General features: G+C 39.9%; 24 protein-coding genes. 15 read left to right on the top strand and 9 right to left on the bottom strand.

What is annotated here, in order from left to right; genetic code table 11:
* Positions 1–402: 402 nt before the first annotated feature.
* From glyA to KO525_RS01960, 9 genes are all read left to right on the top strand, one after another.
* Complete coding sequence (glyA, locus tag KO525_RS02000) at positions 403–1,659, top strand: serine hydroxymethyltransferase (RefSeq protein WP_215962107.1); 1,257 nt, start codon at positions 403–405, stop codon at positions 1,657–1,659.
* Between the two features lie 101 nt (positions 1,660–1,760).
* Positions 1,761–2,261: a transcriptional regulator NrdR gene (nrdR, locus tag KO525_RS01995; protein WP_215962106.1), complete on the top strand. Its 501-nt coding sequence runs from the start codon at positions 1,761–1,763 to the stop codon at positions 2,259–2,261.
* A gap of 11 nt (positions 2,262–2,272) precedes the next feature.
* Positions 2,273–3,412 carry a bifunctional diaminohydroxyphosphoribosylaminopyrimidine deaminase/5-amino-6-(5-phosphoribosylamino)uracil reductase RibD gene (gene ribD, locus KO525_RS01990; protein ID WP_215962105.1) on the top strand — a complete coding sequence of 380 codons (1,140 nt, stop codon included), beginning with the start codon at positions 2,273–2,275 and terminating at the stop codon, positions 3,410–3,412.
* A 10-nt stretch (positions 3,413–3,422) separates the two neighbouring features.
* Entirely contained in the window at positions 3,423–4,067 is a 645-nt protein-coding gene (locus tag KO525_RS01985; protein WP_215962104.1) for a riboflavin synthase, read from the top strand.
* A gap of 19 nt (positions 4,068–4,086) precedes the next feature.
* Complete coding sequence (gene ribBA, locus KO525_RS01980) at positions 4,087–5,196, top strand: bifunctional 3,4-dihydroxy-2-butanone-4-phosphate synthase/GTP cyclohydrolase II (protein WP_215962103.1); 1,110 nt, start codon at positions 4,087–4,089, stop codon at positions 5,194–5,196.
* Between the two features lie 96 nt (positions 5,197–5,292).
* On the top strand, positions 5,293–5,757 hold the full coding sequence (gene ribE, locus KO525_RS01975) for a 6,7-dimethyl-8-ribityllumazine synthase (RefSeq protein ID WP_215962102.1): 465 nt from the start codon (positions 5,293–5,295) through the stop codon (positions 5,755–5,757).
* Between the two features lie 9 nt (positions 5,758–5,766).
* The gene (gene nusB, locus KO525_RS01970; RefSeq protein ID WP_215962101.1) at positions 5,767–6,186 is read left to right on the top strand and encodes a transcription antitermination factor NusB; all 420 of its coding nucleotides are present in this window, start codon (positions 5,767–5,769) and stop codon (positions 6,184–6,186) included.
* Positions 6,187–6,212: 26 nt separating this feature from the next.
* Positions 6,213–7,184: a thiamine-phosphate kinase gene (gene thiL, locus KO525_RS01965; protein WP_215962100.1), complete on the top strand. Its 972-nt coding sequence runs from the start codon at positions 6,213–6,215 to the stop codon at positions 7,182–7,184.
* Between the two features lie 6 nt (positions 7,185–7,190).
* The gene (locus tag KO525_RS01960; protein ID WP_215962099.1) at positions 7,191–7,679 is read left to right on the top strand and encodes a phosphatidylglycerophosphatase A; all 489 of its coding nucleotides are present in this window, start codon (positions 7,191–7,193) and stop codon (positions 7,677–7,679) included.
* 88 nt (positions 7,680–7,767) lie between these two features.
* On the opposite strand, the gene KO525_RS01955 is transcribed toward KO525_RS01960, so the two are convergent.
* Together KO525_RS01955 and pssA are read right to left on the bottom strand one after the other, a co-directional pair.
* The gene (locus KO525_RS01955; RefSeq protein WP_215962098.1) at positions 7,768–8,559 is read right to left on the bottom strand and encodes a TIGR00266 family protein; all 792 of its coding nucleotides are present in this window, start codon (positions 8,557–8,559) and stop codon (positions 7,768–7,770) included.
* 137 nt (positions 8,560–8,696) lie between these two features.
* Positions 8,697–9,476: a CDP-diacylglycerol--serine O-phosphatidyltransferase gene (gene pssA / locus KO525_RS01950; protein WP_215962097.1), complete on the bottom strand. Its 780-nt coding sequence runs from the start codon at positions 9,474–9,476 to the stop codon at positions 8,697–8,699.
* 83 nt (positions 9,477–9,559) lie between these two features.
* Between pssA and KO525_RS01945 the strand changes: the two genes are divergently transcribed.
* Positions 9,560–9,988, top strand: a complete 429-nt coding sequence (locus KO525_RS01945) for a DUF4124 domain-containing protein (protein ID WP_215962096.1) — start codon at positions 9,560–9,562, stop codon at positions 9,986–9,988.
* Between the two features lie 131 nt (positions 9,989–10,119).
* On the opposite strand, the gene KO525_RS01940 is transcribed toward KO525_RS01945, so the two are convergent.
* The gene (locus tag KO525_RS01940) at positions 10,120–10,401 is read right to left on the bottom strand and encodes a hypothetical protein (RefSeq protein WP_215962095.1); all 282 of its coding nucleotides are present in this window, start codon (positions 10,399–10,401) and stop codon (positions 10,120–10,122) included.
* A gap of 174 nt (positions 10,402–10,575) precedes the next feature.
* Here KO525_RS01940 and KO525_RS01935 point away from each other — a divergent pair, with 174 nt between their 5' ends.
* Positions 10,576–10,965: a DUF3192 domain-containing protein gene (locus KO525_RS01935; RefSeq protein ID WP_215962094.1), complete on the top strand. Its 390-nt coding sequence runs from the start codon at positions 10,576–10,578 to the stop codon at positions 10,963–10,965.
* A gap of 129 nt (positions 10,966–11,094) precedes the next feature.
* Here the strand turns inward: KO525_RS01935 and KO525_RS01930 are convergent, their stop codons facing one another.
* Positions 11,095–12,441, bottom strand: a complete 1,347-nt coding sequence (locus KO525_RS01930) for a dicarboxylate/amino acid:cation symporter (protein WP_215962093.1) — start codon at positions 12,439–12,441, stop codon at positions 11,095–11,097.
* Positions 12,442–12,647: 206 nt separating this feature from the next.
* Here KO525_RS01930 and KO525_RS01925 point away from each other — a divergent pair, with 206 nt between their 5' ends.
* Positions 12,648–16,850, top strand: coding sequence for an Ig-like domain-containing protein (locus KO525_RS01925; RefSeq protein ID WP_215962092.1), 4,203 nt, complete (start codon positions 12,648–12,650; stop codon positions 16,848–16,850).
* Positions 16,851–17,002: 152 nt separating this feature from the next.
* Here the strand turns inward: KO525_RS01925 and astB are convergent, their stop codons facing one another.
* On the bottom strand, positions 17,003–18,352 hold the full coding sequence (astB, locus tag KO525_RS01920; protein ID WP_215962091.1) for an N-succinylarginine dihydrolase: 1,350 nt from the start codon (positions 18,350–18,352) through the stop codon (positions 17,003–17,005).
* A 353-nt stretch (positions 18,353–18,705) separates the two neighbouring features.
* Between astB and topA the strand changes: the two genes are divergently transcribed.
* Positions 18,706–21,342 carry a type I DNA topoisomerase gene (gene topA, locus KO525_RS01915; protein ID WP_215962090.1) on the top strand — a complete coding sequence of 879 codons (2,637 nt, stop codon included), beginning with the start codon at positions 18,706–18,708 and terminating at the stop codon, positions 21,340–21,342.
* 135 nt (positions 21,343–21,477) lie between these two features.
* Here topA and KO525_RS01910 read toward each other — a convergent pair whose 3' ends face one another.
* The 3 genes from KO525_RS01910 to KO525_RS01900 form a co-directional block, all read right to left on the bottom strand.
* Positions 21,478–21,918: a flavodoxin domain-containing protein gene (locus KO525_RS01910; RefSeq protein ID WP_215962089.1), complete on the bottom strand. Its 441-nt coding sequence runs from the start codon at positions 21,916–21,918 to the stop codon at positions 21,478–21,480.
* 66 nt (positions 21,919–21,984) lie between these two features.
* Entirely contained in the window at positions 21,985–22,740 is a 756-nt protein-coding gene (truC, locus tag KO525_RS01905) for a tRNA pseudouridine(65) synthase TruC (RefSeq protein ID WP_215962088.1), read from the bottom strand.
* Entirely contained in the window at positions 22,733–23,062 is a 330-nt protein-coding gene (locus KO525_RS01900) for a YqcC family protein (RefSeq protein WP_215962087.1), read from the bottom strand. The genes truC and KO525_RS01900 overlap by 8 nt, the downstream gene beginning before the upstream one ends.
* Positions 23,063–23,161: 99 nt before the next feature.
* Between KO525_RS01900 and KO525_RS01895 the strand changes: the two genes are divergently transcribed.
* Both KO525_RS01895 and KO525_RS01890 read left to right on the top strand, forming a co-directional pair.
* A complete protein-coding gene (locus KO525_RS01895; protein WP_215962086.1) occupies positions 23,162–24,226 on the top strand; it encodes a DUF3549 family protein in 1,065 nt (354 codons plus the stop codon).
* Positions 24,227–24,350: 124 nt separating this feature from the next.
* The gene (locus tag KO525_RS01890; protein ID WP_215962085.1) at positions 24,351–25,172 is read left to right on the top strand and encodes an L-type lectin-domain containing protein; all 822 of its coding nucleotides are present in this window, start codon (positions 24,351–24,353) and stop codon (positions 25,170–25,172) included.
* 85 nt (positions 25,173–25,257) lie between these two features.
* Here KO525_RS01890 and KO525_RS01885 read toward each other — a convergent pair whose 3' ends face one another.
* Complete coding sequence (locus tag KO525_RS01885) at positions 25,258–25,686, bottom strand: SufE family protein (protein ID WP_215962084.1); 429 nt, start codon at positions 25,684–25,686, stop codon at positions 25,258–25,260.
* Between the last annotated feature and the right edge of the window lie 9 nt (positions 25,687–25,695).

The raw sequence follows: 25,695 nt of genomic DNA, 5'->3' as shown, positions 1-25,695 counted from the left end.
TTTGATTAAAAATACTTTTAGGAAAAGTAGCAAATAGACTGTGCTACAAATCGCTTTGATTTTCCATTAATTAGATTTAAGTGAAATACCAAAGTCGTTTTTTACTTATTAGTTAACGCTCGCAGTAACGGGTGTTGATACTGTTAATATTGTGACAATGGCACCATAGGTACGAATTACAAATGCTACTAAACATTGACTACACTTAACGAAACGCCAAAAACCAATTTGGTGTGAATATAACTAAGTCGACATTGGGTTGATTTAATTAACTAACTTATAAATATTTCTAATGCTAAATTTCACTAACTAACGCAGATTTGATATAGGATTTTACGTAATAAACGCGTATTATACGGCCTTCTTTTTTTAATAATTTAGTCAGAGTGCCGAGGTGCAAATATGTTAACGCGTGATATGAACATCGCTGATTTCGATCCAGAACTATGGGCGTCAATTCAACAAGAAACAATTCGTCAAGAAGAACACATTGAGTTAATTGCGTCTGAAAACTACGCAAGTCCACGAGTTATGGAAGCTCAAGGCACTCAGTTAACCAATAAATATGCTGAAGGTTATCCGCAAAAACGCTACTACGGTGGTTGTGAGTATGTTGATATCTCTGAGCAATTAGCAATTGACCGTGCAAACGAACTATTCGGTTCAGATTATGCAAACGTTCAGCCACACTCTGGATCACAAGCAAACTCTGCGGTATTCCAAGCTTTAGTTAAACCAGGTGATACTGTACTTGGTATGAGCTTAGCGCACGGCGGTCACTTAACTCACGGTTCTAGCGTTAGTTTTTCTGGTAAAATCTACAATGCTATCCAGTACGGACTAAATGAAGAAACTGGTTTGCTTGATTATGAGCAAATGGAATCTTTGGCACGTGAACATAAACCTGCGATGATCATTGCTGGCTTCTCTGCATACTCAGGTATTGTTGATTGGGCTCGTTTCCGCAAAATTGCGGATGAAATTGGTGCTTACTTGTTTGTTGACATGGCACACGTTGCTGGTCTAATAGCAGCTGGCGTATATCCAAACCCTGTTCCACATGCTCATGTTGTTACTACTACGACACACAAAACACTAGCGGGTCCTCGTGGCGGTTTAATTATTTCTGGCTGCGGTGACGCAGACGTTTATAAAAAACTAAACAGTGCGGTATTCCCAGGTGGTCAAGGTGGTCCTTTATGTCACGTAATCGCTGCTAAAGCGGTCGCATTTAAAGAAGCATTACAACCTGAGTTTAAAGTTTACCAACAACAAGTTGTTAAAAACGCTCAGAAAATGTGTGAAGTCATGCAAGAGCGCGGATACAAAATTGTATCAAATGGCACTCAAAATCACTTATTCTTAGTTGATCTAATCGACAAAGACATTACTGGTAAAGATGCAGACGCTGCGTTAGGAAAAGCATTTATCACAGTAAACAAAAACTCTGTGCCAAATGACCCACGTTCACCGTTTGTGACTTCTGGTTTGCGTTTAGGTACACCTGCGGTAACGCGTCGTGGTATGCAAGAAGCTGAAATGGTTGAATTAACTAACTTAATTTGTGACGTATTAGACAACATTGAAGATGATGCTAATATTGAAAACGTTAAGCAACAAATCAAAGCACTTTGTGCACGTTTCCCTGTTTATGCTTAAACTGTAAAATCTTGTTCTCGCTAGCATTAGCAGAATTATGATAAGATCGAAAGCCGCGTTTATCGCGGCTTTTTTAGTTAACTAGTTTACGGACATTTTTTATGCACTGCCCATTCTGCTCAGCAACTGAAACGAAGGTAATAGATTCACGACTTGTCGGTGGCGGCTCTCAAGTTAGGCGTCGGCGTGAGTGTAATCAATGTAACGAACGTTTTACATCCTTTGAAGGTGCCGAACTTGTTATGCCAAAAGTGGTAAAACGAGACGGTAAACGTGAACCATTTAATGAAGACAAAATGTCTGCCGGTATTTTGCGGGCGCTAGAAAAGCGACCTGTGAGTACTGAACAAATTGACCAACTTATATTGGCAATCAAAAAAGAAATTAGAATGACGGGTGAACGTGAAGTTAGTTCAGAGTTTATTGGTAATCTTATAATGGATGGACTAGTACAATACGATAAAGTGGCCTATGTTCGTTTTGCTTCTGTATATCGCTCGTTTGAAGACATTAAAGAATTTGGTGAAGAAATTGCCAAAATTGGTCAACAAGCTGATAAGAAAAAAGAAATCACCACCAGACAATCCAAGTTGTTTGAATAAGAATTTTATCTATGTTGTTTACAGAATCTGATCATCAATATATGACACTCGCCATTGAATTAGCGGCTAGAGGTCGATTTACAACGACACCTAATCCTAATGTTGGTTGTGTTATTGTCAAAAACAACACAATTTTAGGCCAGGGGTGGCATAAAAAAGCCGGCACCGGCCATGCAGAAGTAAATGCTTTAGTTGATCTTGATATTGAACAAAGTTCAGGCGCAACGGCCTATGTAACATTGGAGCCTTGTAGTCATTTTGGGCGAACACCACCATGTGCCAGAAAATTAATCGAAGCTGGTATTAAAACCGTAGTAATAGCTATGTTAGATCCCAACCCATTAGTGGCAGGAAAAGGGGTTGCACTGCTTGAACAAGCAGGGATTAAAGTCAAAACCGGCTTATTAGAGTCTCAAGCTCGTCAGCTTAATTTAGGTTTTTTATCCCGAATGGAAAAAAACAAGCCGTTTATCAGCGTTAAACTAGCCTCGTCATTAGACGGTAAAACGGCATTGAAAAATGGCGAAAGTAAGTGGATTACGGGGCCTAAAGCCCGCAGTGACGTTCAAACGTTTAGAGCGCAGAGTTGCGCCATACTCAGTTCTGCCGTTTCCGTTATCCGTGATAACGCCAAGTTGAACGTACGTAGTGAACAATTGAACTTTGATTACCCACTAGATCAATACGACGGTGAAATTAGACAACCGATTAAGATCATATTAGATGGCAAAAATCGCATTACTGCAAAATCAATTGCTCAATTAGCGTTATTTGACGGCAAAACAGACGTGATTATTGTTAGACCATCGAAATCCAATGACTTTGCCAACGTCGATTATGTTACTGAGTTAGTCATAAGTTACGACGATGTTGACGGGTTTCATTTATCTGAGCTTGTCTCTTGGTGTGGCGCGAACGAAATAAATAATTTGTGGATAGAAGCAGGCGGCAGATTGTCAGCAAGTTTCATCGAACAAGATTTATTTGATCAATTAGTTGTTTATATTGCCCCAAAAATAATGGGCGCGGGCGCACAAGAATTATTACCCATTGGTCCATTTGAGTCGATGGTGGATGTTAAAGAACTACAGGTGCAGTCAACAATGACCGTTGGCTCGGATCTAAAAGTCATATTGTCTAATACAATTTAAGGTAGGGCACGTGTTTACCGGAATTATTGAAGCTACAGGAAAAATAAAGTCTTTGTCTAAACTGGGAGGAGATCTAAAAGTCACCATCGAAAGTTCTGATTTGGATATGTCTGACGTAAAATTAGGTGACAGTATTGCTACCAATGGCGTTTGTTTAACGGTTGTTGAGAAATTATCAAATGGTTTTGTAGCCGACGTTTCAAATGAAACGATCACCAACAGCGGTTTTAGACATTACCAAATAGGGCAAGCAGTTAATTTAGAAAAAGCCATGCTGGCAACATCTCGTTTTGGCGGTCATATAGTTAGTGGGCATGTCGATGGTATTGCTACGATCGCTGCGATAATTGACAATGGACGAGCCAAAGACATTTGGATAAATGCCCCAGCAGATTTATTAAAATATGTCATTACAAAAGGTTCGATTACAGTCGATGGCATCAGCTTGACCATAAACAACGTAGAAGCGGGTCAATTTAAATTGACAGTTGTGCCACATACTGCGTCACAAACGACACTTTCAAATGCGGTTACAGGCTCGTCTGTTAACATTGAAATTGATATCATAGCCAGATATCTAGAAAAATTGGCAAATCCGTCTTCTAATGAAGGCGTATCTATGTCACTGCTCGCGCGCAGTGGCTTTTTGAAATAAGAATTAGTGGGTCTGTAAAATGAAATTGAATACGCCAGAAGAGATAATCGAAGACATCCGCCATGGAAAAATGGTGATTTTGATGGACGATGAAGACCGCGAAAATGAAGGTGACCTTATTATGGCCGCGGATATGCTAACACCTGAGCATATTAATTTCATGGTAACGCATGCTCGTGGATTAGTTTGCTTACCGATGACAATTGAACGTGCAGAAGCACTAAATCTTACGTTAATGGTCGATAATAATAATGCCCAATTTGCCACTAACTTTACGGTTTCTATTGAAGCGGCTGAGGGAGTGACAACAGGGATAAGTGCGGCAGACCGAGCCAGAACCATTCAAGCTGCCGTTGCAAAAGATGCGGTCGCGGCCGATATCGTTCAACCGGGGCATATTTTTCCGTTAGTGGCAAAAAAAGGCGGTGTTTTAACACGTGCAGGCCATACTGAAGCAGCAGTCGATTTAGCCCGTTTAGCAGGTAGAACTGACGCCGGTGTTATTGTTGAAATACTTAATGATGATGGCTCAATGGCGCGTCGCCCAGATTTAGAAATCTTTGCTAAGAAGCACGATTTAAAAATTGGCACTATCGCCGATTTAATAGAATACAGAAATCATAACGAAACAACGGTCGAGCTTGTTGCACAATGTAAGTTACCAACTCAACATGGTGATTTTGATTTACATACATTTAAAGATACGATAGATGGGCAAGTTCATTTTGCGCTAGTAAAAGGTGATTTAGCTAAACTTGAACAACCACTTGTTCGCGTGCATTTACAGAACACCTTTTCTGATTTACTTGGTTCTGATCGTTCTGTTAACCGCAGCTTTTCTATCGATGACGGGTTAAGCCGAATTGCTGAAGTCGGTGGCGTTTTTGTGCTTTTAGGGAAACAGGAACAAACGTCAGATCTGATTAATTTAGTGAAACGATTTGAAGCTGAAGACTCGGGTCAACATCAAGCGCCGGCAAAATGGCAGGGTACGTCTCGTAATGTCGGTATTGGTAGTCAAATATTGGCTCAATTAGGTGTAACTAAAATGCGTTTATTAAGCTCACCTAAAAATTATCATGCACTGTCTGGCTTCGGTTTAGAAGTAACAGAATATGTAAGTGAGTAGGGCTGAGCAAACAACTTGGCCTAACAACTATTAAAATCTTGTGGTATTATCGCGCAAAATTTTTATCATCCATTTTATTTAAAGAAAGGTTTTTGAATGAACGTCGTTGAAGGTAACTTCCGAGCCACTGGCAAAAAATTCGCAATTGTTGTTTCTCGTTTCAACCATTTTGTTGTAGACAGCTTATTGGAAGGCGCGGTTGACGCATTAGAGCGTCATGGTGAAGTCAATCAAGACGATATCACCATTGTTTATGTACCAGGTGCATATGAGTTGCCTTTGGCCGCTAAAAAGATTGCAAAATCAGGTCAGTATGAAGCGATAATCGCAATTGGCGCGGTAATTCGTGGCGGCACACCTCATTTTGATTTTGTTGCAGGCGAATGTAACAAAGGATTAGCTAATGTATCGTTAGAGTTTGATATCCCAGTTGCATTTGGTGTTATTACAACGGATACAATAGAGCAAGCAATTGAGCGTTCAGGAACCAAAGCAGGAAATAAAGGCGCTGAAGCGGCTTTAGGTGCATTGGAAATGGTTAATGTAATGGCACAGCTTTAGGTATTGACGATGAAACCAGCAGCGCGTAGAAAAGCAAGAGCATTGGCAGTACAGGCAATTTATTCCTGGCAGATGAGCCAAAATCATATCAGCGACATTGAACAACAAATGTTGTTAGATAATGATGTAAGTAAAATTGACGTGGAATTTTTTAGAGAATTACTACGCGGTGTTGCAGGACATTATAAAGAACTCGATACAGCGTTAACGCCGTATACTGAACGACCTTATGACGATGTAGATCATATCGAACGTGCAATTTTGCGTTTAACTGCATTTGAATTAAAATTTCGCATCGACGTACCGTATAAAGTTGCAATTAATGAAGGCATTGAGCTGGCGAAAAAGTTCGGCGCAGATGACAGTCATAAATTTGTGAATGGTGTGTTAGACAAAGCTGTTAAAGACTTGCGGATCCCACTGCAGTAAAAATACTTTACCTCTATAGGCAAAATATGAAAGAGTTTGAATTAATTCAAACCTATTTCGCTGGGCGTGGGCCTAAGCGCAAGGACGTGATTTTAGGTGTTGGCGACGACGCAGCTTTGACAAAAGTACCACAGGACCAATTATTGGTTGTGGCGACAGATACTATGGTTGAAAATGTACATTTTTTTCCAGACTCATCTCCTCGTTCAATTGGCCATCGCGCATTAGCAGTAAATCTAAGCGATTTTGCTGCTATGGGCGCAGAACCCGCTTGGGCATCAGTTGCTTTAACAATCCCTGAAATTAATGAAGAATGGCTGCAAGGTTTTTCCGACGGCCTATTTGAAATTGCGGATTACTATAATGTGCAGATCATTGGCGGCGATACGACCCGCGGACCGCTCTCAGTTACCATTAGTTTGAAAGGATTCGTGACGGAAGAAAAAGCGTTGAAGCGCAGTGGCGCGAAAGCAGGTGATTGGATTTGTGTTACTGGGCAATTGGGAGCTTCGGCACTTGCTGTTAAATCAAAAATTGACGGTTTTAAACTAGATAACCCTTATTTAAGAAACATTGAACAGCGATTTAATTTTCCATCTGCTCGTTTAGCGGCAGGTCAAGTTTTACGACACGCAGCAACTTCAGCAATTGATGTATCGGATGGTTTTTTACAGGACCTTCAACATATATTAACGGCGTCGAATATGAGTGCTGAATTGTATATCGATAAATTGCCGATTGATGAAAACGTTTTAGCGTCAGTTGACCGTTTAGAAGCTGAAAGATTAGCGTTGACGGGTGGAGAAGATTACGAGTTGATATTCACCGTGCCTGAAGAAAAGAAAGGTTATATCGAACAAAATGCGACGGCAATGGGAATTAAATTTACTAAAGTTGGTCAAATTAGAAAGTCAGGGCAAGGCATAAAAATGCTGAAAAATGGCGAGTGTTATACTGACGTTATAACATCGGGTTATCAACATTTTGGCAATGAGTAACACACAATGACAAAACCTGCGCAATTTAATCTATGTAATAAATGGCACTTACTGGCTACCGGTTTTGGTAGTGGTCTAGCGCCATTTGCGCCGGGAACATTTGGCACAATTGCAGCGATCCCGTTTTATTTGATGTTTGTTTATAGCCCATCTATTTGGTTTTTTATTTTTACCGCACTCGTTTGTTTGGTTGGTCCAAAAATATGTGGACAGGCCGCTGAAGATATTGGTGTCCACGATCATAAAGCGATTGTTTGGGACGAGTTTGCTGGTTTCTTTATCACGATGTGTTTTGTGCCATTTAGTTTCGTAAATGTGCTTGCGGGTTTTGTCTTGTTTCGGTTTTTTGATATTGTTAAACCTTGGCCAATATCTTATTTAGACAAATACGTGCATGGTGGACTAGGGATCATGATTGACGATGTTGTTGCAGGTCTATTTGCTGGATTATGTTTATATTTATTGTTGCCAACTCTGGCGACATTGCCTTTGTAAATTAAAAAAGGCTAGAAGCAGAAGCACCTAGCCTTTCATTAAAACCCTCAACATATATTAAGACGCGACAACGATTCAATAAAACGTTTTATCTGTCGCCGTCTATTAACCCACCAATCGAACCTAAAACAGAACCTTCACCTTGACGTTTGCCGCCTACCGATGGCGCATGTTGGATTATACGATCAGCCAATCTTGAGAATGGTAAGCTTTGGATCCATACGCTACCGTGGCCGCTTATCGTTGTAAGAAATAATCCTTCGCCACCAAAAAACATACTTCTAAAACCTTTAACCATTTGAATGTCGTAATCTATATCTCCAGCCATTGCCACTAAACAGCCCGTATCGAGCCTTAACGTCTCGCCATTCAATTTCTTCTCTACAACTGTTCCGCCAGCATGAACAAATGCCATTCCGTCGCCTACGAGCCTCTCAAGAATAAATCCTTCACCACCAAAAAATCCACTGCCAAGCTTTTTATTAAATGCAATATCAACTTTTGTTCCCATTGCGGCGCACAAAAATGAATCCTTCTGACAAATGACTTCATTTCCGAGCGTTGCTAAATCTAAAGCGATAATTGACCCAGGGTAAGGTGCAGCAAAGGTTAATCGACGTTTACTATTTCCTCGGTTAGTGAAATGAGTCATAAAGAGGGACTCACCAGTGATCATTCGTTTGCCGGCGCTAAATAATTTCCCCATAAAACCCTGGTCAACGTTTGAACCATCCCCCATACGGGCTTCAAATTCAATGTCATCTTCCATATAGTTCATTGCGCCAGCTTCGGCGATAACAGCCTCTGACGGGTCAAGTTCTACTTCAACCATCTGCATGCTTTCACCAATGATTTCGTAATCAATTTCGTCGCATTTCATTTATTTAGTCCTTATCAATTTTATTTGCTTTGCCACAAACGAGTCGCTCATATTTGAGTTGCTCTAAAAATCGTTCTTTGATTATTAGTAAAATAAACTTTCGTGTTTAAACTTTTGAACCAATGTATTTATACCGTTCATTTATCATCAAAATCTGCATCTGAATCGTCACCAATGACGTGTTCCAATTTAATTTCTTTTTCGACTTTAAACGTCGTTATTGGACCCGACAATGCATATCCCAAAAATACAGCGAGTAATACTTGAGCTGGTTGAGCCGCAACAAAAACAAATATTAAAACGACAGCGAGGATCATGATAAAAGAAACTTTACCTTTCCATTCGATACTTTTAAACGAACTGTATCTAAAATTACTTACCATTAATAAACCGGATAACGCCATGAGTATAGCCATTACAATATTGTACTCATGCCCATCAATATTAAAATCAACCCCGGCCCAAACGGTTGCAGCAACTAGAGCCGCGGCGGCCGGAGATGCAAGTCCCTGGAAATAGCGCTTATCTGCGGTGGAAGTTTGTACATTAAAACGTGCTAGTCGAAGAGCTGCGCAGGCAACATAGATAAAGGCTGCTAACCAACCCAATTTACCTAAGCTAGACAATGCCCAACTAAAAGCAAGTAGTGCAGGTGCCACACCAAATGATACAATGTCGGCCATAGAATCATATTCAGCACCAAAAGCACTTTGCGTATTGGTAATTCGAGCGACTCGGCCGTCAAGCCCATCGAATATCATGGCGACAAAAATTGCGATGGTTGCCGGTTCAAATGCGCCGTTTATCGACGCAATAATGGCGTAAAAACCAGAAAAAAGTCCGGCGGTTGTTAATAAGTTTGGCAGTAAATAAATGCCACGATTCGTGTTTTGATTTTGATTTTTTTGAAGGCTCATGTAGTTTTCTTTTTATTTTCTATTAAAATCAGGATATAACAGTTAAATACCATAGAGCAAAGAAACAAAAAAGGGGAGACTTGATGAAGAATTTAATTGCAATCGCCATTTTGATGGTCGTTGCTAATCAAGCCAACGCCAGTAAAATAAAGGTTTACAAGTGGGTTGATAAGAATGGTGTCGTTACATTTAGTGAATATCGCCCGTCTCAAGATGACTATGTCGAGCTAGAGATTGAAGGCGATAGAGTCGTTGGTGGTAAAAGTGGCAAAGTCGATTACAACTTATCGACTTTAGGTCGAAAACAAGTTGACGACAATGTTGTGCAAGAATTAAATGAAAAAGCGAATGAATATTGTAAAAAGGCCAAACATAACCTCAATGTGTTAGAAACATTTAAAAATGTTCGGGTACTTAATGAAGCTGGCCAACCTACAGTTTTAGACAAAAAAGATGTAATGGAACAAAGACGATTGGCAATGCGCCAAGTCGAACTTTTTTGTAACGAATAGCGTTAAAGTCAAACCTCATTTAATGCCAAGTGTTATTCGAAATACACTTGGCAGTATAGACCTTCACAGCATCCTCGATCTAGACAATCGCACAAAACTTTATAAGCTTAAATTTAAAACTTCTTCTACAATTAAAGCCGTTTCTTCAGCTCACTAATTTCATTTGTTAATTGCCCAACCAATGTTTCTAAGTCGCTAACTCTTTGGTCCAAACTTACTGGTTGTTGCTGTTTCTGTTCAGTTGTTTCTGGCTCTAGTGAGGCGTTTGGATTATTTTTCCAACGCTTTAGGCCATCAATAATTAGTGGTAATGCTGTTTTGGTCGACAGCTTCCCTTTTATTAAAGCGACCGTTGGCTCTTTACCATCGGCTACAAGCTTGGCACAAATACGGGCGATCTCGGAGCTACTCATTATTTAGTTATTCTCACTATAATTTGTTTTATTTGACGACTTCAAAACGGGCGAAAATCAAGCCTTTGTTATTTATTGATAATTAAAACAATAAGTTAGTAAAATTGGAACTTAACTTGCCTTATTCATTGCAAAATATTATATAACATAATTTACAACAACGACGAGGTTATCATGAACCGTACTTTTAAAATGGCTCTTATCGCAATTCCCCTAACATTTTCTCTTACTGGCTGCATTATTGTTTCTACCGATGAAGGTCGTGAAGCTGATTGGATAGGAAGTTCAGACCGAACAAGCTCTTGGAAAAAAGAGCAACGTATTAATAAACAAAAAATTGCTGATCTAAAAGTTGGTGCGACTTATTCTAATGTACGTGAGTTGATGGGAACACCTGAGTTTAACGAAGCGTTTAAAAGTGAAGGCAAAGAAGTACAGGTTATATTCTACCGGACAAATCACCAGCACTCTGATGGTGAGACAACAAAGGATGAATGCACACCGCTTATTTTTGTCGATGGATTGTTGACTTCTTGGGGTCAAAAAGCCTACCACAAGCTGTAGTAGTAAAGTTACGATCTAAAATATAAAAAGGGCCAATTCAAATGGCCCTTTTTTAATGTTAAATTTTCCCAATCCAAAAGTGTAAAAAAATTTCAGGCGGAACAGATAAAGAAAAACTTATCTCAATTATTAACTTTTCAAATTATGGATGTCGACATTTTCCATATCAATGCCTGCGTTAACGTCATTAAACATATCAACATCAAGTTCTTTCTCTGATTTTGCGACAACACAGCTCACCATACAGTCGCCCGTAACGTTAACAGCGGTGCGTGTCATATCCAATAAACGGTCAACACCGATAATCAATGCTATGCCTTCAACTGGCAAGTTAACTTGTTGCAGAACCATAGCTAGCATAATGAGGCCAACACCTGGCACTGCAGCTGTACCGATTGAAGCTAGTGTTGCGGTGAGAATGACCATTAGGTAATCAGAGATAGACAAGTCGACTCCAAATACTTGAGCAATAAAGACGGTTGCTACACCTTGCATAATTGCTGTGCCATCCATGTTTAACGTGGCGCCCATTGGCAAGGTGAAGGAAGCGATTGAATTTTTAACTCCCAACTTTTTGGTGGCTGTTTCCATTGTTACCGGCAACGTTGCACCTGAACTCGATGTACTAAATGCAAATAACGCTGCATCGCGCATTTTTTTGAAAAAGATAACCGGGCTCAAGCCTGTGAACAGTTTTAATAGTGAACCGTAAACCACAAACCCGTGCAGTAATAAAACAAATATAACGAGTGCAAAATATTTAATAAGGCTAAATATGGTGCCACCATCAAGTGTTGTGAATAGCTTAGCTAAAAGACAGAACACTCCGTACGGTGCTAAGTTCATTAAGATAACAACGAGTCGCATAATTACGGTGTTTAAGTCTGAAAAAACACTTGCGAGTCGCTCACCCGGTTTTCCAGATAGTGCCATAGCGACACCAAATAAAAGCGCAAAAACAATAACCTGCAACATCTTGCCTTCGGCCATTGATTTAAATGGGTTGGTTGGGAACATGTCGATCAGGACTTGAGCAACCCCTGGGGCTTGTTTGGCTTCAAATACTTGGTTAGTTGGAATATCTACGCCAGTGCCTGGCCCGACAAATAACGCAAACAATATTGCTAGCGTAATGGCAATTGCCGTTGTTAGTAGATACATAGAAATAGACTTGCCGCCTAATCTAGCCAATTTGCTGGCGTCATTTAATGAACAGGTGCCCACTACCAAGGAAACAAAAACCAAAGGCACGACAATCATTTTTAAACTTGAGACAAAAACACTTCCACCGACATGGAATAATCCATCGACAAAAAACGATTTGATCGATAGAGAGGTAAAGCCCAATGGGATAATTAAATCACCCTGTTCACCAAAAATGAGTTTTAACAAAAGACCAGTGCCGATACCGGCAAATAAACCTATTAATATGCGAGCTGTAAGCCCGAGTTTTCGATTTGAAGAGTTCGTTGACATTACTATTAGTTCTTATCGTTATTTTATATAAACATAAGTATATACCTATTTTTCTGTTGAATTCATCATAAAACCTTGTCATTACTGGAAATAACACCTAATTTTTGAAGAAAAGGTTTGTTAAATAATTTGATATTTATTAACGTACACCTAACGTGTGTGAAAACCACATAACTGTATAGTTTTTGACTTTAGGGAGAAGTTGCATGGTACCCACCTTATTCAAGCGCCTTTCAAAATTATTTTTGATTGGATTATTTTCGTTGGTTGGGGCTGCTTGTTCAGGCGGTGGCGATGTTATAGACGACACTGATGAAACAACGACTGATGATTATACGTTAGTGGCGACATTAATCACTTCATCTGAAACTGCAAATTCAAATTTGACTGAAGGTTCGACACTCATTGTTCGAGCGACACTAACGAATAGTGGTGAAGTTGTTTCTGGAAAAACAATTAACTTCAGCAGCTCTAACAGTTTATTAGCTTCTTTGTCGAGCAGTTCTGCAGTTACTGACGGTGACGGTATTGCCGAAATTGAAATTGTTGGTTTAGTAACAGCCGGTGAAGGGGTTCTTACCGTATCAGCAAATGACTCAACCCTAAACGTTGCAGATGTTGCGCTTAACTTTTCTAGTGAAGGACGTGAAACGGTTCGTAATGGTGAGTTTAACCACGACGTTTATTTGGTTCCTGCCACGACGGTTTATGCCGATTATGCAAATATCACAAGCTCTTCTTTAAACACAATATCTACGACTCAAGCTGCAACGTTACTAATTAAATATTCAGATGCAGATGGGAATGCAATTTCAAATAGTTTAGTTGAATTGCAATTAGTGGACGATGCAGAAAAAATTGCGACTTTAAGTAACGATCTTGGAAAAGATTTAACAGATGATAACGGTTTTGCATTCTTTAAAATTAATGCAACAGAATTAAGCGGGGCTGGTTATCTAAAAGTTGTCTTCGATGATGGCGTCGAAACCCTAATTACTTTTAAATCAATTGGTCAAGGTAACTCAGGTGAAGCGGCAAATTACAGTCTAATCGTATCTATGGTCAATACTAATAACGAAGTTGATTCCACTTTGTCCTCTGGCGAAAACCTGATCGTAAATGCAACGTTAACTAATAATGGTGTTGCTCTTGCGGGTGAGGTCGTCACATTTACTTCGACTAATAATAACTTTGCCTCATTGTCAGGTACGAGTATTACGACGAACGATCAAGGTGTCGCCTCTATTACACTCACTGGTGCCAATGTAGCAGGGACGGGAACAATAACCGTAGATGTACCGGCATCCAATATCTCCGTAAATAAAGTTAATTTAGGTTTTACGTCACTAGGTGTAATTAATTCAGGTAGTGATGAAATCAGTTATGGTGTCTTTTTAATTCCTTCTAGTACAACGTATGAGTTATATGCGGGTGTATCTGTGTCGAGTATAACAACGATTTCATCTGCTCAGCCGGGGACTATTTTAATAAAGCTGGCGCAAGCGGATGGCACTCCTATTTCACGTAGCTTAGTAACAATTAGCCTTGTTGGTGATGCAAATCGATTGGCAACGTTAAGTAATGATTTAGGTTCAGATTTAACAGACAGCAATGGTTTTGCGTCTATCAACTTAATCGCCACAGACGTAAGTGGAGCCGGTTATATTCAAGTGACTTTTGATGACGGTAAGACATCACTTATTGCTTTTGAGTCATTAGGTGACGGTAATCAAGAGCCGGTAAAAGAAATTGGTAGTATTGAGTTGTTGGCTAGTAGTGTGCAATTAGCTTCTTCTGGTTCAGATGTAATTGAATTATTAGCGTTAGTTAAAGACCGTCAAAACAACTTGATGGAAGATATTCAAGTTTCCTTTAGTTCGGATACTGGGGTTATCCAGGTAACTGAGCCTAGTACGGCAGCGAACGGTGTGGCAACCGCATTATTAAAAACATTAAATAACCCAGAATCTCGAACCATCAGTGCTTCAGCTTTTGTTGGCGATAAAAGTGCGTCAGTCACAATTGAAGTATCAGGCACTACAATTAAAATTGTTGGCAATAACTCTATCGTTACTGGTGACACAGTAGATATGACGGTAGTTATGCTTGACTCAGACGGGAATGGCATAGCACAACGAAACATTATAATTAGTTCACAAGCTGGTAATACGTTTACTAAAAGTGACGGCAACGTATTAAATCAAATAGACAATGCGGACGGAACCGTTAGCCAATATGTCACGACAGACTCTACAGGTAGTGCGACATTTAGATTGACGGCCGATAATAGTGGTTTGGATACGTTAACGGCAGAGGCACTTGGCGAGTCAGGACAGCTTGCATTGTCGGTATCGCCAGATAGTTTTGTCATTTCAGATTTGAAAGTATTTGATGGCGCCGCGTATGTTGCAAATAACAGTACGAATGAAGTTCCTCTTAGTGGTGGGCAATTAACCTTAACTTGGCAGAAAGATGATGTGCCAAATGTAGGCAACGTTTTGTTTTCTTCAACACGCGGTAATATAGTCGCAGTTGATTGTGCAGACGATACAACTGCATCTAATACGACAAATGCGTCTGGTCAAATTTGCGTTAATATGACTTCTACTGACGCCGGCCCTGCTATTATAACGGCAAAAGCTGACGGATTATCAGCGAGTTTTAATGTGGAGTTTGTGGCTGAAATCGCGCACTTATTGCAAGTTCAGGCTTCGCCATTCTCATTAGGTCCAAATGGTCAAAAATCGACGGTTAGTGCTGTTGTTGTAGATGACTTAGGTAACTTTGTTAAAAATAAAATCGTTAACTTCACGCTTTATGATGTGAGTAATGGTTCGATATCAAGACAGTCTGATATTACAGACAGCAATGGACTTGCAACAACGGTATATACCTCAAATGGTATCTCTGCGCTGGACGGCGTGGTGGTCGCGGCATGTACGGATGTTGCCAAAGATTCTGGGGATTGCTTAAATGTATTAACTGAGCCGAATGATATTACTGACCAAAATCGTAGAAATGATATTTTTCACTGCGAAGAAAGTGATAGTTGTGTTCACGATGAGGTTAAACTCACTGTCGCTGATAGAGAGTTGTTTATTGCGGTCGGTGCTGGCAATACTTTGGATTCAGCTAGTGATATAGAATATCAAAAGTCATTCTCGGTTATTGTAACTGATGTTGAGTCTAATCCTGTAGAAGGGGTCGAACTATCGGTATCGGCTGTACCGGAGTCATATATCGAAGGTTTTTGGGCAATTGCATATAATGATGAAGGGGAGTTTGATAAGTACGTTCCGTTTGCTGCTGGAGAGTGTCCAAATGAAGATATTGACCGAGATGGCTATTTAGATCAGATTGAAGACATTGATGGTGATGGCAAATTTGATCTGTATAAAGAAGATATAGACGGTGATGGTCGTTTAGATACATTTAACGAAGATGTTGATGGTGACCGAGTGTTGGATATTGCCGAAGATCTTGATGGAGACCTTAACATTGACGTCGATGAAGATATTGATGGCGATAATAACCATGATTTATTTTACGAATATGTTGCAGGGGTATGTTCATTAGATGATGCCCGTAATATCGATTTGAACAACGATGGTAATTTAGATACAGGCGAAGATGTAAACTGTAACGGTAAACTTGATGACGGTGAAGATCGAGACAACGACGGATTGTTGGATTTAACTGAAGATCTAGATACTAAACGAGTGACAGGCGATGCAGGCCATCAGGATTATGATATCGATATTAACGAAGCGACTACTGCAACATTGGCAGATGCTATTGCTCACGTAAATAATGGCGGTAATCACGGTGATGGTCGTTTTGATCGAGTTAATGAAGATGTCGATGGTGATGGCAAATTGGACGGTATTCTTGATTTAGATGGCGATGGTGTGCCGGATGGAGCGGAAGACAAAGATGGCGATGGTTATCTAGACACCTACCCAGACTATTATGATGGTATTGCTGGACGAGATCTCGATGGAAATGAAAAAATTGAAGGAATTGAAGTTGGACTTTTTGAAGATATCGACGGCGATGGAAATTTAGATGTTGTTGAACATGATTTTAATCACGACGGTATTTCTGACACCAATGGTATTACAGAAGATAGAAATCAAAATGGTACTCTTGAGCCTGGTAATGTTGTTACCGTTTTAGGGGATCTAATTACTGATGAAAACGGTGCAACGACCGTCAACATCCGCTACGCAGAAAGCTATGGTGCTTGGGTTAAGATTAATTTGGTCGTCAAAGCGAAAGTGGGTGGGACCGAATATATGCAAGCCGTTCCGCTTGTATTACCTTATTCATCTGGCGATGTGACAAACGAGGATTCACCTCCGACACCTAATTTGTTTGGTAGTGATGGAGTTTGCTCCACGGTCAATTAAAAGTTGGACAACGTTTTTACAAATAAAAATCCCTGCAGTTGCAGGGATTTTTTTGTTTGTGACTTTATTGTTTTAACAAATTAACAAATTAACAAATTAACAAATTAACAAATTAACAAATTAACAAATTAACAAATTAACAAATTAACAAATTAACAAATTTGGAATGGGTAAACTGATCCAAGTTGTAATATTTGCGTTAACTCATCTAATGCTTGTCTTGATTCGATGACCAATTGTGGATCACGTAAATCGCTTTCATTTATTTCGTCACGGTAATTGCGGTCAACCCAGTGATTTAACTCCCCAAACAACTTATCAGACATTAATACGTTTTGATTGGTTGCGGCAAGCTCTTGCTCACTTAATGCCACTCGTAGGCGCAGACATGCAGGACCACCGCCGTTTCGCATACTCTGTTTTACGTCAAAGTAATGCACTTTTTGAATTGGTGTTCCTAAGGTCACTAGCTTATCAAGATAGGCGGAAACATTCGGGTTTTCACTGCATTCCATTGGCGCAATGATAGCCATTTGCCCATTGCCGATATCCACTAACTGTGTATTAAATAAGTATGTACGAATTGCGTCGTCAACCGACACTTGAGCCGTTGGGACTTTAACAAAGTGCATAGACTTGCCCGTTGCGGCTTCGTATTTATTGCCAAGTTCCGCTAGTTTTTGTTCGGTATTTAAAAATGCTTGTTCGTGATAAAACAGCACGTTTTGATTACCAACAGAAATAACGTCATTATGAAACACACCTTGATCAATAACATCTGGGTTTTGTTGAACATAAACCGTATTGCTGTCATTCAATTTGTGTAATCGTGCTACAGCTTCGCAGGCTTCATAGGTATGACGAGCTGGAAATTTGACCGGTGCAGGTTTTGAAGAATCAAAAGCATGTCGACCATATACAAACATTTCAACACCGTTACTGCCATAATCGCTACAAAAGCGAGTGTGGTTTGCTGCACCTTCATCACCAAAATGATCGTTGTCAGGAAGATGAGTATGATGCGCAAAATGTTGCTCGTTATTAAACATTGCTTTCAAAATTCGGCCACTGGTTTCCGGCTCTAACGAACGATGAAATTTGTTGGTTAAATTGGCTGGAGTAAAATGAACCTTATTGTCCGCTGTATCGCCACTAGGCGAAACCGTCGCTGCATTGGCAGTCCACATGCTAGATGCAGAATAAACTGCTCGTAGTACCGCTGGGCTCTGTTTAGCGGCCTGTTCTAACACACTTGCATCCGACCCACTGAATCCGAGACGACGCAGAGCATTTAAATCAGGACGTTCCTGTGGAGCTAGAACACCTTGTTTTAGGCCCATATCATGAAGCGCTTTCATTTTTGCCAAACCTTGTTTGGCAGCTGCTTTTGGATTAGAAATGTCATTTGCGTTATTTAGTGATGCTACATTTCCGACTGAAAGTCCCGCATAGTTATGTGTAGGGCCGACTAGACCGTCAAAATTTGTTTCAAAAAACTTCATTATTTAGATAACTCCTAGCTGCTATCGGACTGAATAACATAATTATTCAGAAAAAAATTTTCGACTTTTTTCCATTTCCTCTGTAAAACAATCAACTAATCAGATTTTATTCTAATTTTTATTTGTAATTTGTATGTTGTTTATTTTACCCTCTCCGCCGAAAGGATTGAATTTAGTGCGTTTCGAGGTAATGAAACAGGTTATATTATACGCAGTTAACCAACAAAATCTAAATGTTGCATAGAAATTGTTGGTGAATTTGCCTTGAGTTCGAATAGAATCGCATATATATCTTATAAGTTAGTATAACTACGCAAAGAATGCGCAACGTCCTGTTAAGTGATTGAGGAATTATGGGAAAATCTCTGGTCATCGTTGAGTCACCGGCTAAAGCGAAGACGATAAATAAGTACTTAGGCAAAGATTTTGTCGTGAAATCCAGTGTTGGTCATATTCGTGATCTTCCTACGTCTGGTGGTGCAAAAAAACCGGCAGAGCGAGCATCCACTAAAGGGTTGTCCGTAGAAGAAAAAGCGAAACTAAAAGCAAAAAAAGACAAAGAAGCATTAGTAGGCCGGATGGGGATCAATCCGGAAAAAGGCTGGGCGGCCAATTATCAAGTCTTGCCTGGCAAAGAAAAAGTTGTCGCTGAATTAAAAAAACTAGCAGCAAACGCTGACCAAATCTATCTCGCGACGGATTTGGATAGAGAAGGGGAAGCTATCGCTTGGCACCTTCGTGAAATCATTGGCGGCGACGACAGTAAATTTAAACGAGTTGTTTTTAACGAAATAACCAAAAGTGCAATTCAACAAGCGTTCTCTAAACCCGGCGAGTTAAATATTGATTGTGTTAACGCACAACAAGCTAGGCGTTTTCTTGACCGCGTTGTTGGCTTTATGGTTTCACCATTATTGTGGAAAAAGATCGCTCGTGGGTTATCAGCAGGTAGAGTTCAGTCTGTAGCTGTGCGCTTAGTTGTTGACCGCGAACGTGAAATTAAGGCGTTTGTGCCTGAAGAGTTTTGGCGTTTACATGCAGATACCGCAACGGCTGAAAAACAACCAATTATGCTTGAGGTGGCTAAACAGTCTGGAAAGGCGTTTAAGCCAACGAACAAAGCACAGATGGACACGATACTTGCGGCCATTAAAGCGCAAACATATACCGTTGTAAATCGAGAAGATAAGCCTTCAAAAAGTCGTCCTTCTGCGCCGTTTATTACCTCAACACTTCAACAAGCGGCGAGTACACGACTTGGTTTTGGTGTTAAGAAAACCATGATGATGGCTCAACGTTTATATGAAGCCGGTCATATTACGTATATGCGTACCGATTCGACGAATTTGAGTTCGGAAGCGGTTGGCGCATGTCGTATGTATATTCAAAGTGAATTTGGCGACAAGTATTTGCCTGAAAAACCTAATCTTTACGGAAGTAAAGAAGGGGCTCAAGAGGCGCATGAAGCAATTCGTCCGTCAAGTGTTGGCGTAGATGCTGAGCAATTGGCGAGTATGGAACGTGATGCGGTTCGTTTGTATGATTTAATTAGAAATCAATTTTTGGCCTGTCAAATGACAGCGGCTGAATATGACGTAACAAACTTAACAGTAAATGCTGGTGAATTTGAATTGCGCGCTAAAGGTCGCGTATTAAAATTTGATGGTTGGACACGTGTTCAAAGTGCAATGAAAAAAGCCAATGACGACAATATTGAATTACCAAATGTTGCCGTAGGTGAAACACTTACATTAAATGAATTGCTACCAAAACAACACTTTACTAAACCAATAGCGCGTTTCTCAGAAGCGAGCTTAGTTAAAGAATTGGAAAAACGTGGTATTGGTCGTCCGTCGACATATGCTTCGATTATTTCAACAATTCAAGACCGTGGTTATGTTCGTCTTGAAAACAAACGATTTTATGCTGAAAAAATGGGTGAAATTGTCACCGATAGATTGGTAGAAAATTTCACTGAATTACTCAACTATGACTTTACTGCCAAAATGGAAGGTCGTTTAGATGAAGTCGCAGAAGGTGATTTAGAATGGAAACGTTTGTTAGATATATTTTATGAAGACTTTACCAAAAAGTTAGCAACAGCTGCTGGTGAAAGTGATGACGGCGGGATGCGAGAAAATACGCCAGTCCCTACCGATATTGAATGCAGCAAATGTGGCCGTGACATGAATATTCGAACGGCCTCAACGGGGGTGTTTTTAGGGTGTTCAGGTTATGCCTTGCCACCTAAAGAGCGTTGCACCAACACCATGAATTTAACTCATGGTGATGAGGCAGAAGCCGTAAATGTGTCAGATGAAGAAGAACTTGAAACTGAAGTTCTTCGTCAGATGAAGCGTTGCCCTAAATGTTCGACTGCGATGGACAGTTATTTAATCGACGAAAAACGTAAAATTCATATCTGCGGCAATAACCCAATTTGTGATGGTCATGTAGTTGAACAAGGCGAGTTTAAAATTAAGGGCTATGACGGTCCACTTATTGAGTGTGATAAGTGTGGTAGTGATATGCAGCTTAAATCTGGTCGCTTTGGTAAATATTTTGGTTGTACCGGTGAAGAATGTAAAAACACCCGCAAGTTGCTTAAAAGTGGTGAAGCTGCGCCGCCAAAAGAAGATCCAGTTCACTTAAAAGAATTACCATGCACGAAGTCAGATGGTTATTTTGTATTACGTGATGGCGCTTCAGGTATATTTATGGCGGCATCGACTTTCCCTAAATCACGTGAAACTCGAGCACCACTTGTGGCGGAATTGAAAAAGTATCGTGATAGGATCAGTCCTAAGTTTTACTATTTAGCAGACGCGCCGGTTAAAGACCCTGATGGTAATAAAACCGTTGTACGTTTTAGCCGAAAAACCAAACAGCAATATGTCATGACGGAAAATGCTGAAGGTAAAGCGACAGGGTGGAGTGCTTGGTACACCGATGATAAGTGGCAAGTCGAAGACAAACGTAAGAAAAAATAAACGTTTAGAATACGATGATACAACTGCAAAAGGCTTTCAGATGAAAGCCTTTTTGTTTTTGGGAAATAGAAAATAAGGCACTTAAGGTTATTTTTTGAATCCAACGGCTTCTTGTCGCTTATGTTGAAGTGGCGTTTAAATTTGGGTAAGCCAATTTTGTAACCACGGGAGTGCAATACTATCTGGGTCTAACGTTTCACAGGCGTCAATTTTCAACATCGGAATGGGTGCTCGACCTTGTAATTCATAAAATAACTCTTCTAGCTTTTCACCAGCACCACAAAACGACTCATAACTAGAATCACCTAAACAAATAACACCAAAGGGCTTTCCTGCATGTGACGGCCTTTTGTCCTGCGCAGCAAAATAAAAATCTTCTATGTTGGACGGTAAATCGCCTTGCCCTGTGGTTGATGTAATGATCAACGATGCGTCAACATCATGGATGTCCGTAACAAGGGGGGAGGCGTTATAGGTCGTTGTATGGCCTGCTTTTTTAAGTTCTTTGTCGATGGTATCCGCTAAGTATTCAGCAGCGCCGTATACCGACCCCATTATGATTGCAATATTTGCCATGGAAAATGACCTTGTATTCAGTTGATTATAAACGATTCTAACATGCAAGATGTAATCACCTGCAACTCAAAAATACCATTTTTGCCAGCCTAGTTTTTGGTATACATTTTTTAATGATGTATCAAGATTTGCGGTTATGGTTAGTGGCTGATGACTTACTGGATGGTCAAAACTAATAGATTTAGCAACCAGCGCCAATCTGTGAAGGTTTAAATTGATACTAGCAGATTTGTTTTGTTTACCATCACCGTGAGTTGTATCACCTATCATCGGGTGTCTCAGGTGGGCCATGTGACGTCTTAACTGATGTTTTCTGCCAGTGATAGGGCTTAGTTCAACAAGTGAGTAACGCGAAGTGTCATAGCGCCCAGAAGCAAAAGGCATTTCCGCTATGTCGAGCCTAGTTAATGTGGTGATGGCTGACTGTGGCTCGGCTAATTTATCTTTTAACTTGTCAGACTTTTTGTCTAAAATTTCTTTCAAGGGATAGTCTATCGTGGCGTGTTCGGGACAATGTCCCCGGACAATTGCCTGATACTTTTTAGATATAACATGGTTTTGCATTTGTTCTGACAATAACCTTGCAATATCAGAACTTAACGCAAAAACCAAAACCCCAGAAGTGGGCCTATCAAGTCGATGTATTGGGTACACATGTTGCCCAATTGTGTCTCGTGTTAATTGGATAGCGAACAAGGTTTCATGCCTATCAATCTCACTTCTGTGGACCAATAGACCCGATGGCTTGTCAATAACGACAATATATTCATCTTTATATAAGACACTAATTACAGGTGCTTCTGTGAAAACGATTTTACGCATTAAAAGGTTTCTCAACAAATTTACGATCAATAACTGCTACTGCGGCCAGTGTATTTGGTGCGACAAGGTTTCGGTTAGCAAAGCTCATTTGTACAACAGGGGACAAATGGAGTTGTGTGGGTAATGGCTTGCCTGCTTGGATCAGTGCATTCATCTTAGGAATAAATATAAATTGTAACCATTGTTCTATTTCCAATGTGTCGATTGCAAAGGGTTCCAAACTTGATAGTGCTGTTACAGTTGGTGTTTCACAAGACCATAGTTGTTCTTCAATTAAGGCGTTTTGAAGTTCGATTAAATACGTCGAGATTTTAGCTGTCATTGGCAAATAAATTTGTAAAAAAGTGCGACTATGATACCACTAAGCATCAAATGTCCCTATAATTCGCACCATCTGTAATTATAAAAAATAATGAGTTTTATGAGTCAGTCCTCTGAGAATAATCCGGTACCTACGTTAGGTGTGTTAATGGAGCAGGCAAACGCCCAGTATAGAATTTTTGATTTAGGGCGTCGGATCCAAACGATTTCTAAATCTGAATTTGACAAAATTGAACTCAATCAAAAACCTTATCCATACCCGATTCAGCAAAAAGCCCGTTTTGCCTTTGTATTTTGGGATAAGTCAGACTCACCAACACACCGCAAAAACCCGTTTATTTGGTTTCTCCAGTTTGAACTCGACGAAATGGGGTTGTTAAAACAACAACAAAGAGATCATTACATTTCATTAGTGATCAAAGAGCTTGGTAATAAACTTATTGCACAAGGGACCCATAATTCAGACAAATTAGACAACCACCCTTATTCTTTTACGCCAGATCAACACCGATTGGCCATGTTTAATGCCAAAGTTAAAGTTGAGTTAAAGCAACCTGCGTCAATGTATTATGAGCACGTACAATCTTACTTTTACGGGGCGTTAGATAGTGACAAATGGCAGGACTTAACGGTTCAAGGTATTGCCGATTATTGCGCTAGAATAAATGATGAGCAAAATGGCCAGAAATTAGGTGACTGTTTAAATGAACTCCCAGTGCAAATTATGGGGTCATTAGCAGCGTCATTAGAGCATGTTGAAATTGGCGTTTCTTTGACTGAAAAGTTGATTGAAATGCAAAACCAGTTTTTACAACAAGGGGATCGCGAACAAGTGATCAATTCTTTAAGGTGCATGGCAGGGAGCCAAAGTAAAACCTTACTGACAGAACAAGTGATTAAATTGTTAAGTAGCGAAGAGGCTGAGGAAGAAGCCCTATATATTGTCATCGCAGGGCGTTTGTGGCATTTACTTAACGATGAAAAAGTTTTGATGGCCTACTTTGAAAAGGTTGCCACCCATGGCAATAAAAACCTGTTTGCCGGTCTATTTTCCGATTTAGTGGCCGTCCCTGAAGTGCGACAGGCATTGCTTTCTTTAGTGCGTAATCCAAATCGTCCAGATGCAATTTCTGTGGCTATTGGACGAGTATTTGGTCGGGCATAAAGTGTCAGTATTTTTTACATAAATAGAATTTGTTAAGTTAACCTTTTGAATATTAATGGTTTAATTTTTGGTATGGATTTTGAATAATACTTGTTTAATTATAAAATAAAATTACTGGGACTTTATGAACTTAACTAAATTATTCAAAATCGGACTTTTCTGCGTCGTCGGTACAGCCAATGCGACAGTCATTACATATAATGACTTTAGTTCGACAGTAGGGTTAACTTTAAACGGTGATGCGCAGGTTGTCGCGGGTAATATATTACAGTTAACACCTGCTCAAGGAACTAAAAATGGCAGTGTCTTTTCAACTGACTTAATTGATTTAACCGAAGGTTCATTTTCAACGCAGTTTTCGTTCAATTTTGATGGCCAAATTAACGGCGGTGCAGACGGCATGGTCTTCACTTTGCAAAGTTCAAGTAATCAAGCTGGCACAAGTGGCGGAGGGATAGGGTATCAAGGTATTAGCAATAGCTTTGGCCTGGAATTTGATAATTATAACAATGGCGCTGGTGACGGAAGCAGTGATTCCCATATTGGCATAAACTTTAATGGCAATATTAACTCGGCTGCATTAGTAACAACAGATGCACTTGGTTTGAGTAACTTAGATAGCCCTAATATTACTTGGTATGCGTGGTTGAATTATGACAATACCAGTAAAGTTATTGATGTCTTTTTTAACGATCAAGATATCTTACCTGGTACTGCCGCTTTAACACATACCGCTGACTTAGCTGCTATTTTAGGTACTGATCATGTTTATGCTGGTTTCACCTCGGCTACTGGCGGCGCTTATACAAATCACAAATTGTTAAGTTGGGAGTTTTCAAATGAAAAAAATGGCACATCTGCATTTGAAGAAGTACCTGAACCTAGTTCGTTATTTATACTCTCAACCGCTTTGTTAGGTTTAGTTCGGTTATCTAAGAAGAAATAACCCAATAACGTTAAAACAATGTCACTAAAAAGCCGCTTATTAACGCGGCTTTTTAGAGATAAGAATTTACTAAATCGGTCTTTATTTAGTTAGACAAGTAGTCTACAACTCTATTGCGGATCGCATTAAGCCCATTTGTTCTAGAACTGCTTAGTTGGCCAAATATTTTTAAATCAGTCAAATACTGTTGTAAGTCAAATTCAATAATGTCTTTTTGGCTTTGCCCGTTAATCTTACTTAATAAAATAGCAATAAGGCCTTTAACTATTTTGGCATCGGAGCCAATCGCAAAATAGTACTTGTCGTCTTCTAAGTATGCATATAACCAAACATTGCTTTCGCATCCTAATACTCTATTTTCATCCCGTTTGGCGTGTTCAGGAAAAGCGGGTAGTGCTTTTCCCAATAACATGAGCGCCCGATAGCGAGTTTCCCAGCTTGTGGTGGAATTAAGTGTTTGTTCTATTTTTTGAGGTGAAATAGAAAATTGTTTGGCGAGGTGTAGAAAAGTCATTTGTTCCAG

Origin of the sequence: Psychrosphaera sp. B3R10 (assembly GCF_018861025.1) — a bacterium.
Classification (GTDB): Bacteria; Pseudomonadota; Gammaproteobacteria; order Enterobacterales; family Alteromonadaceae; genus Psychrosphaera; species Psychrosphaera algicola.
This window is presented reverse-complemented; position numbering and strand designations above follow the sequence as displayed.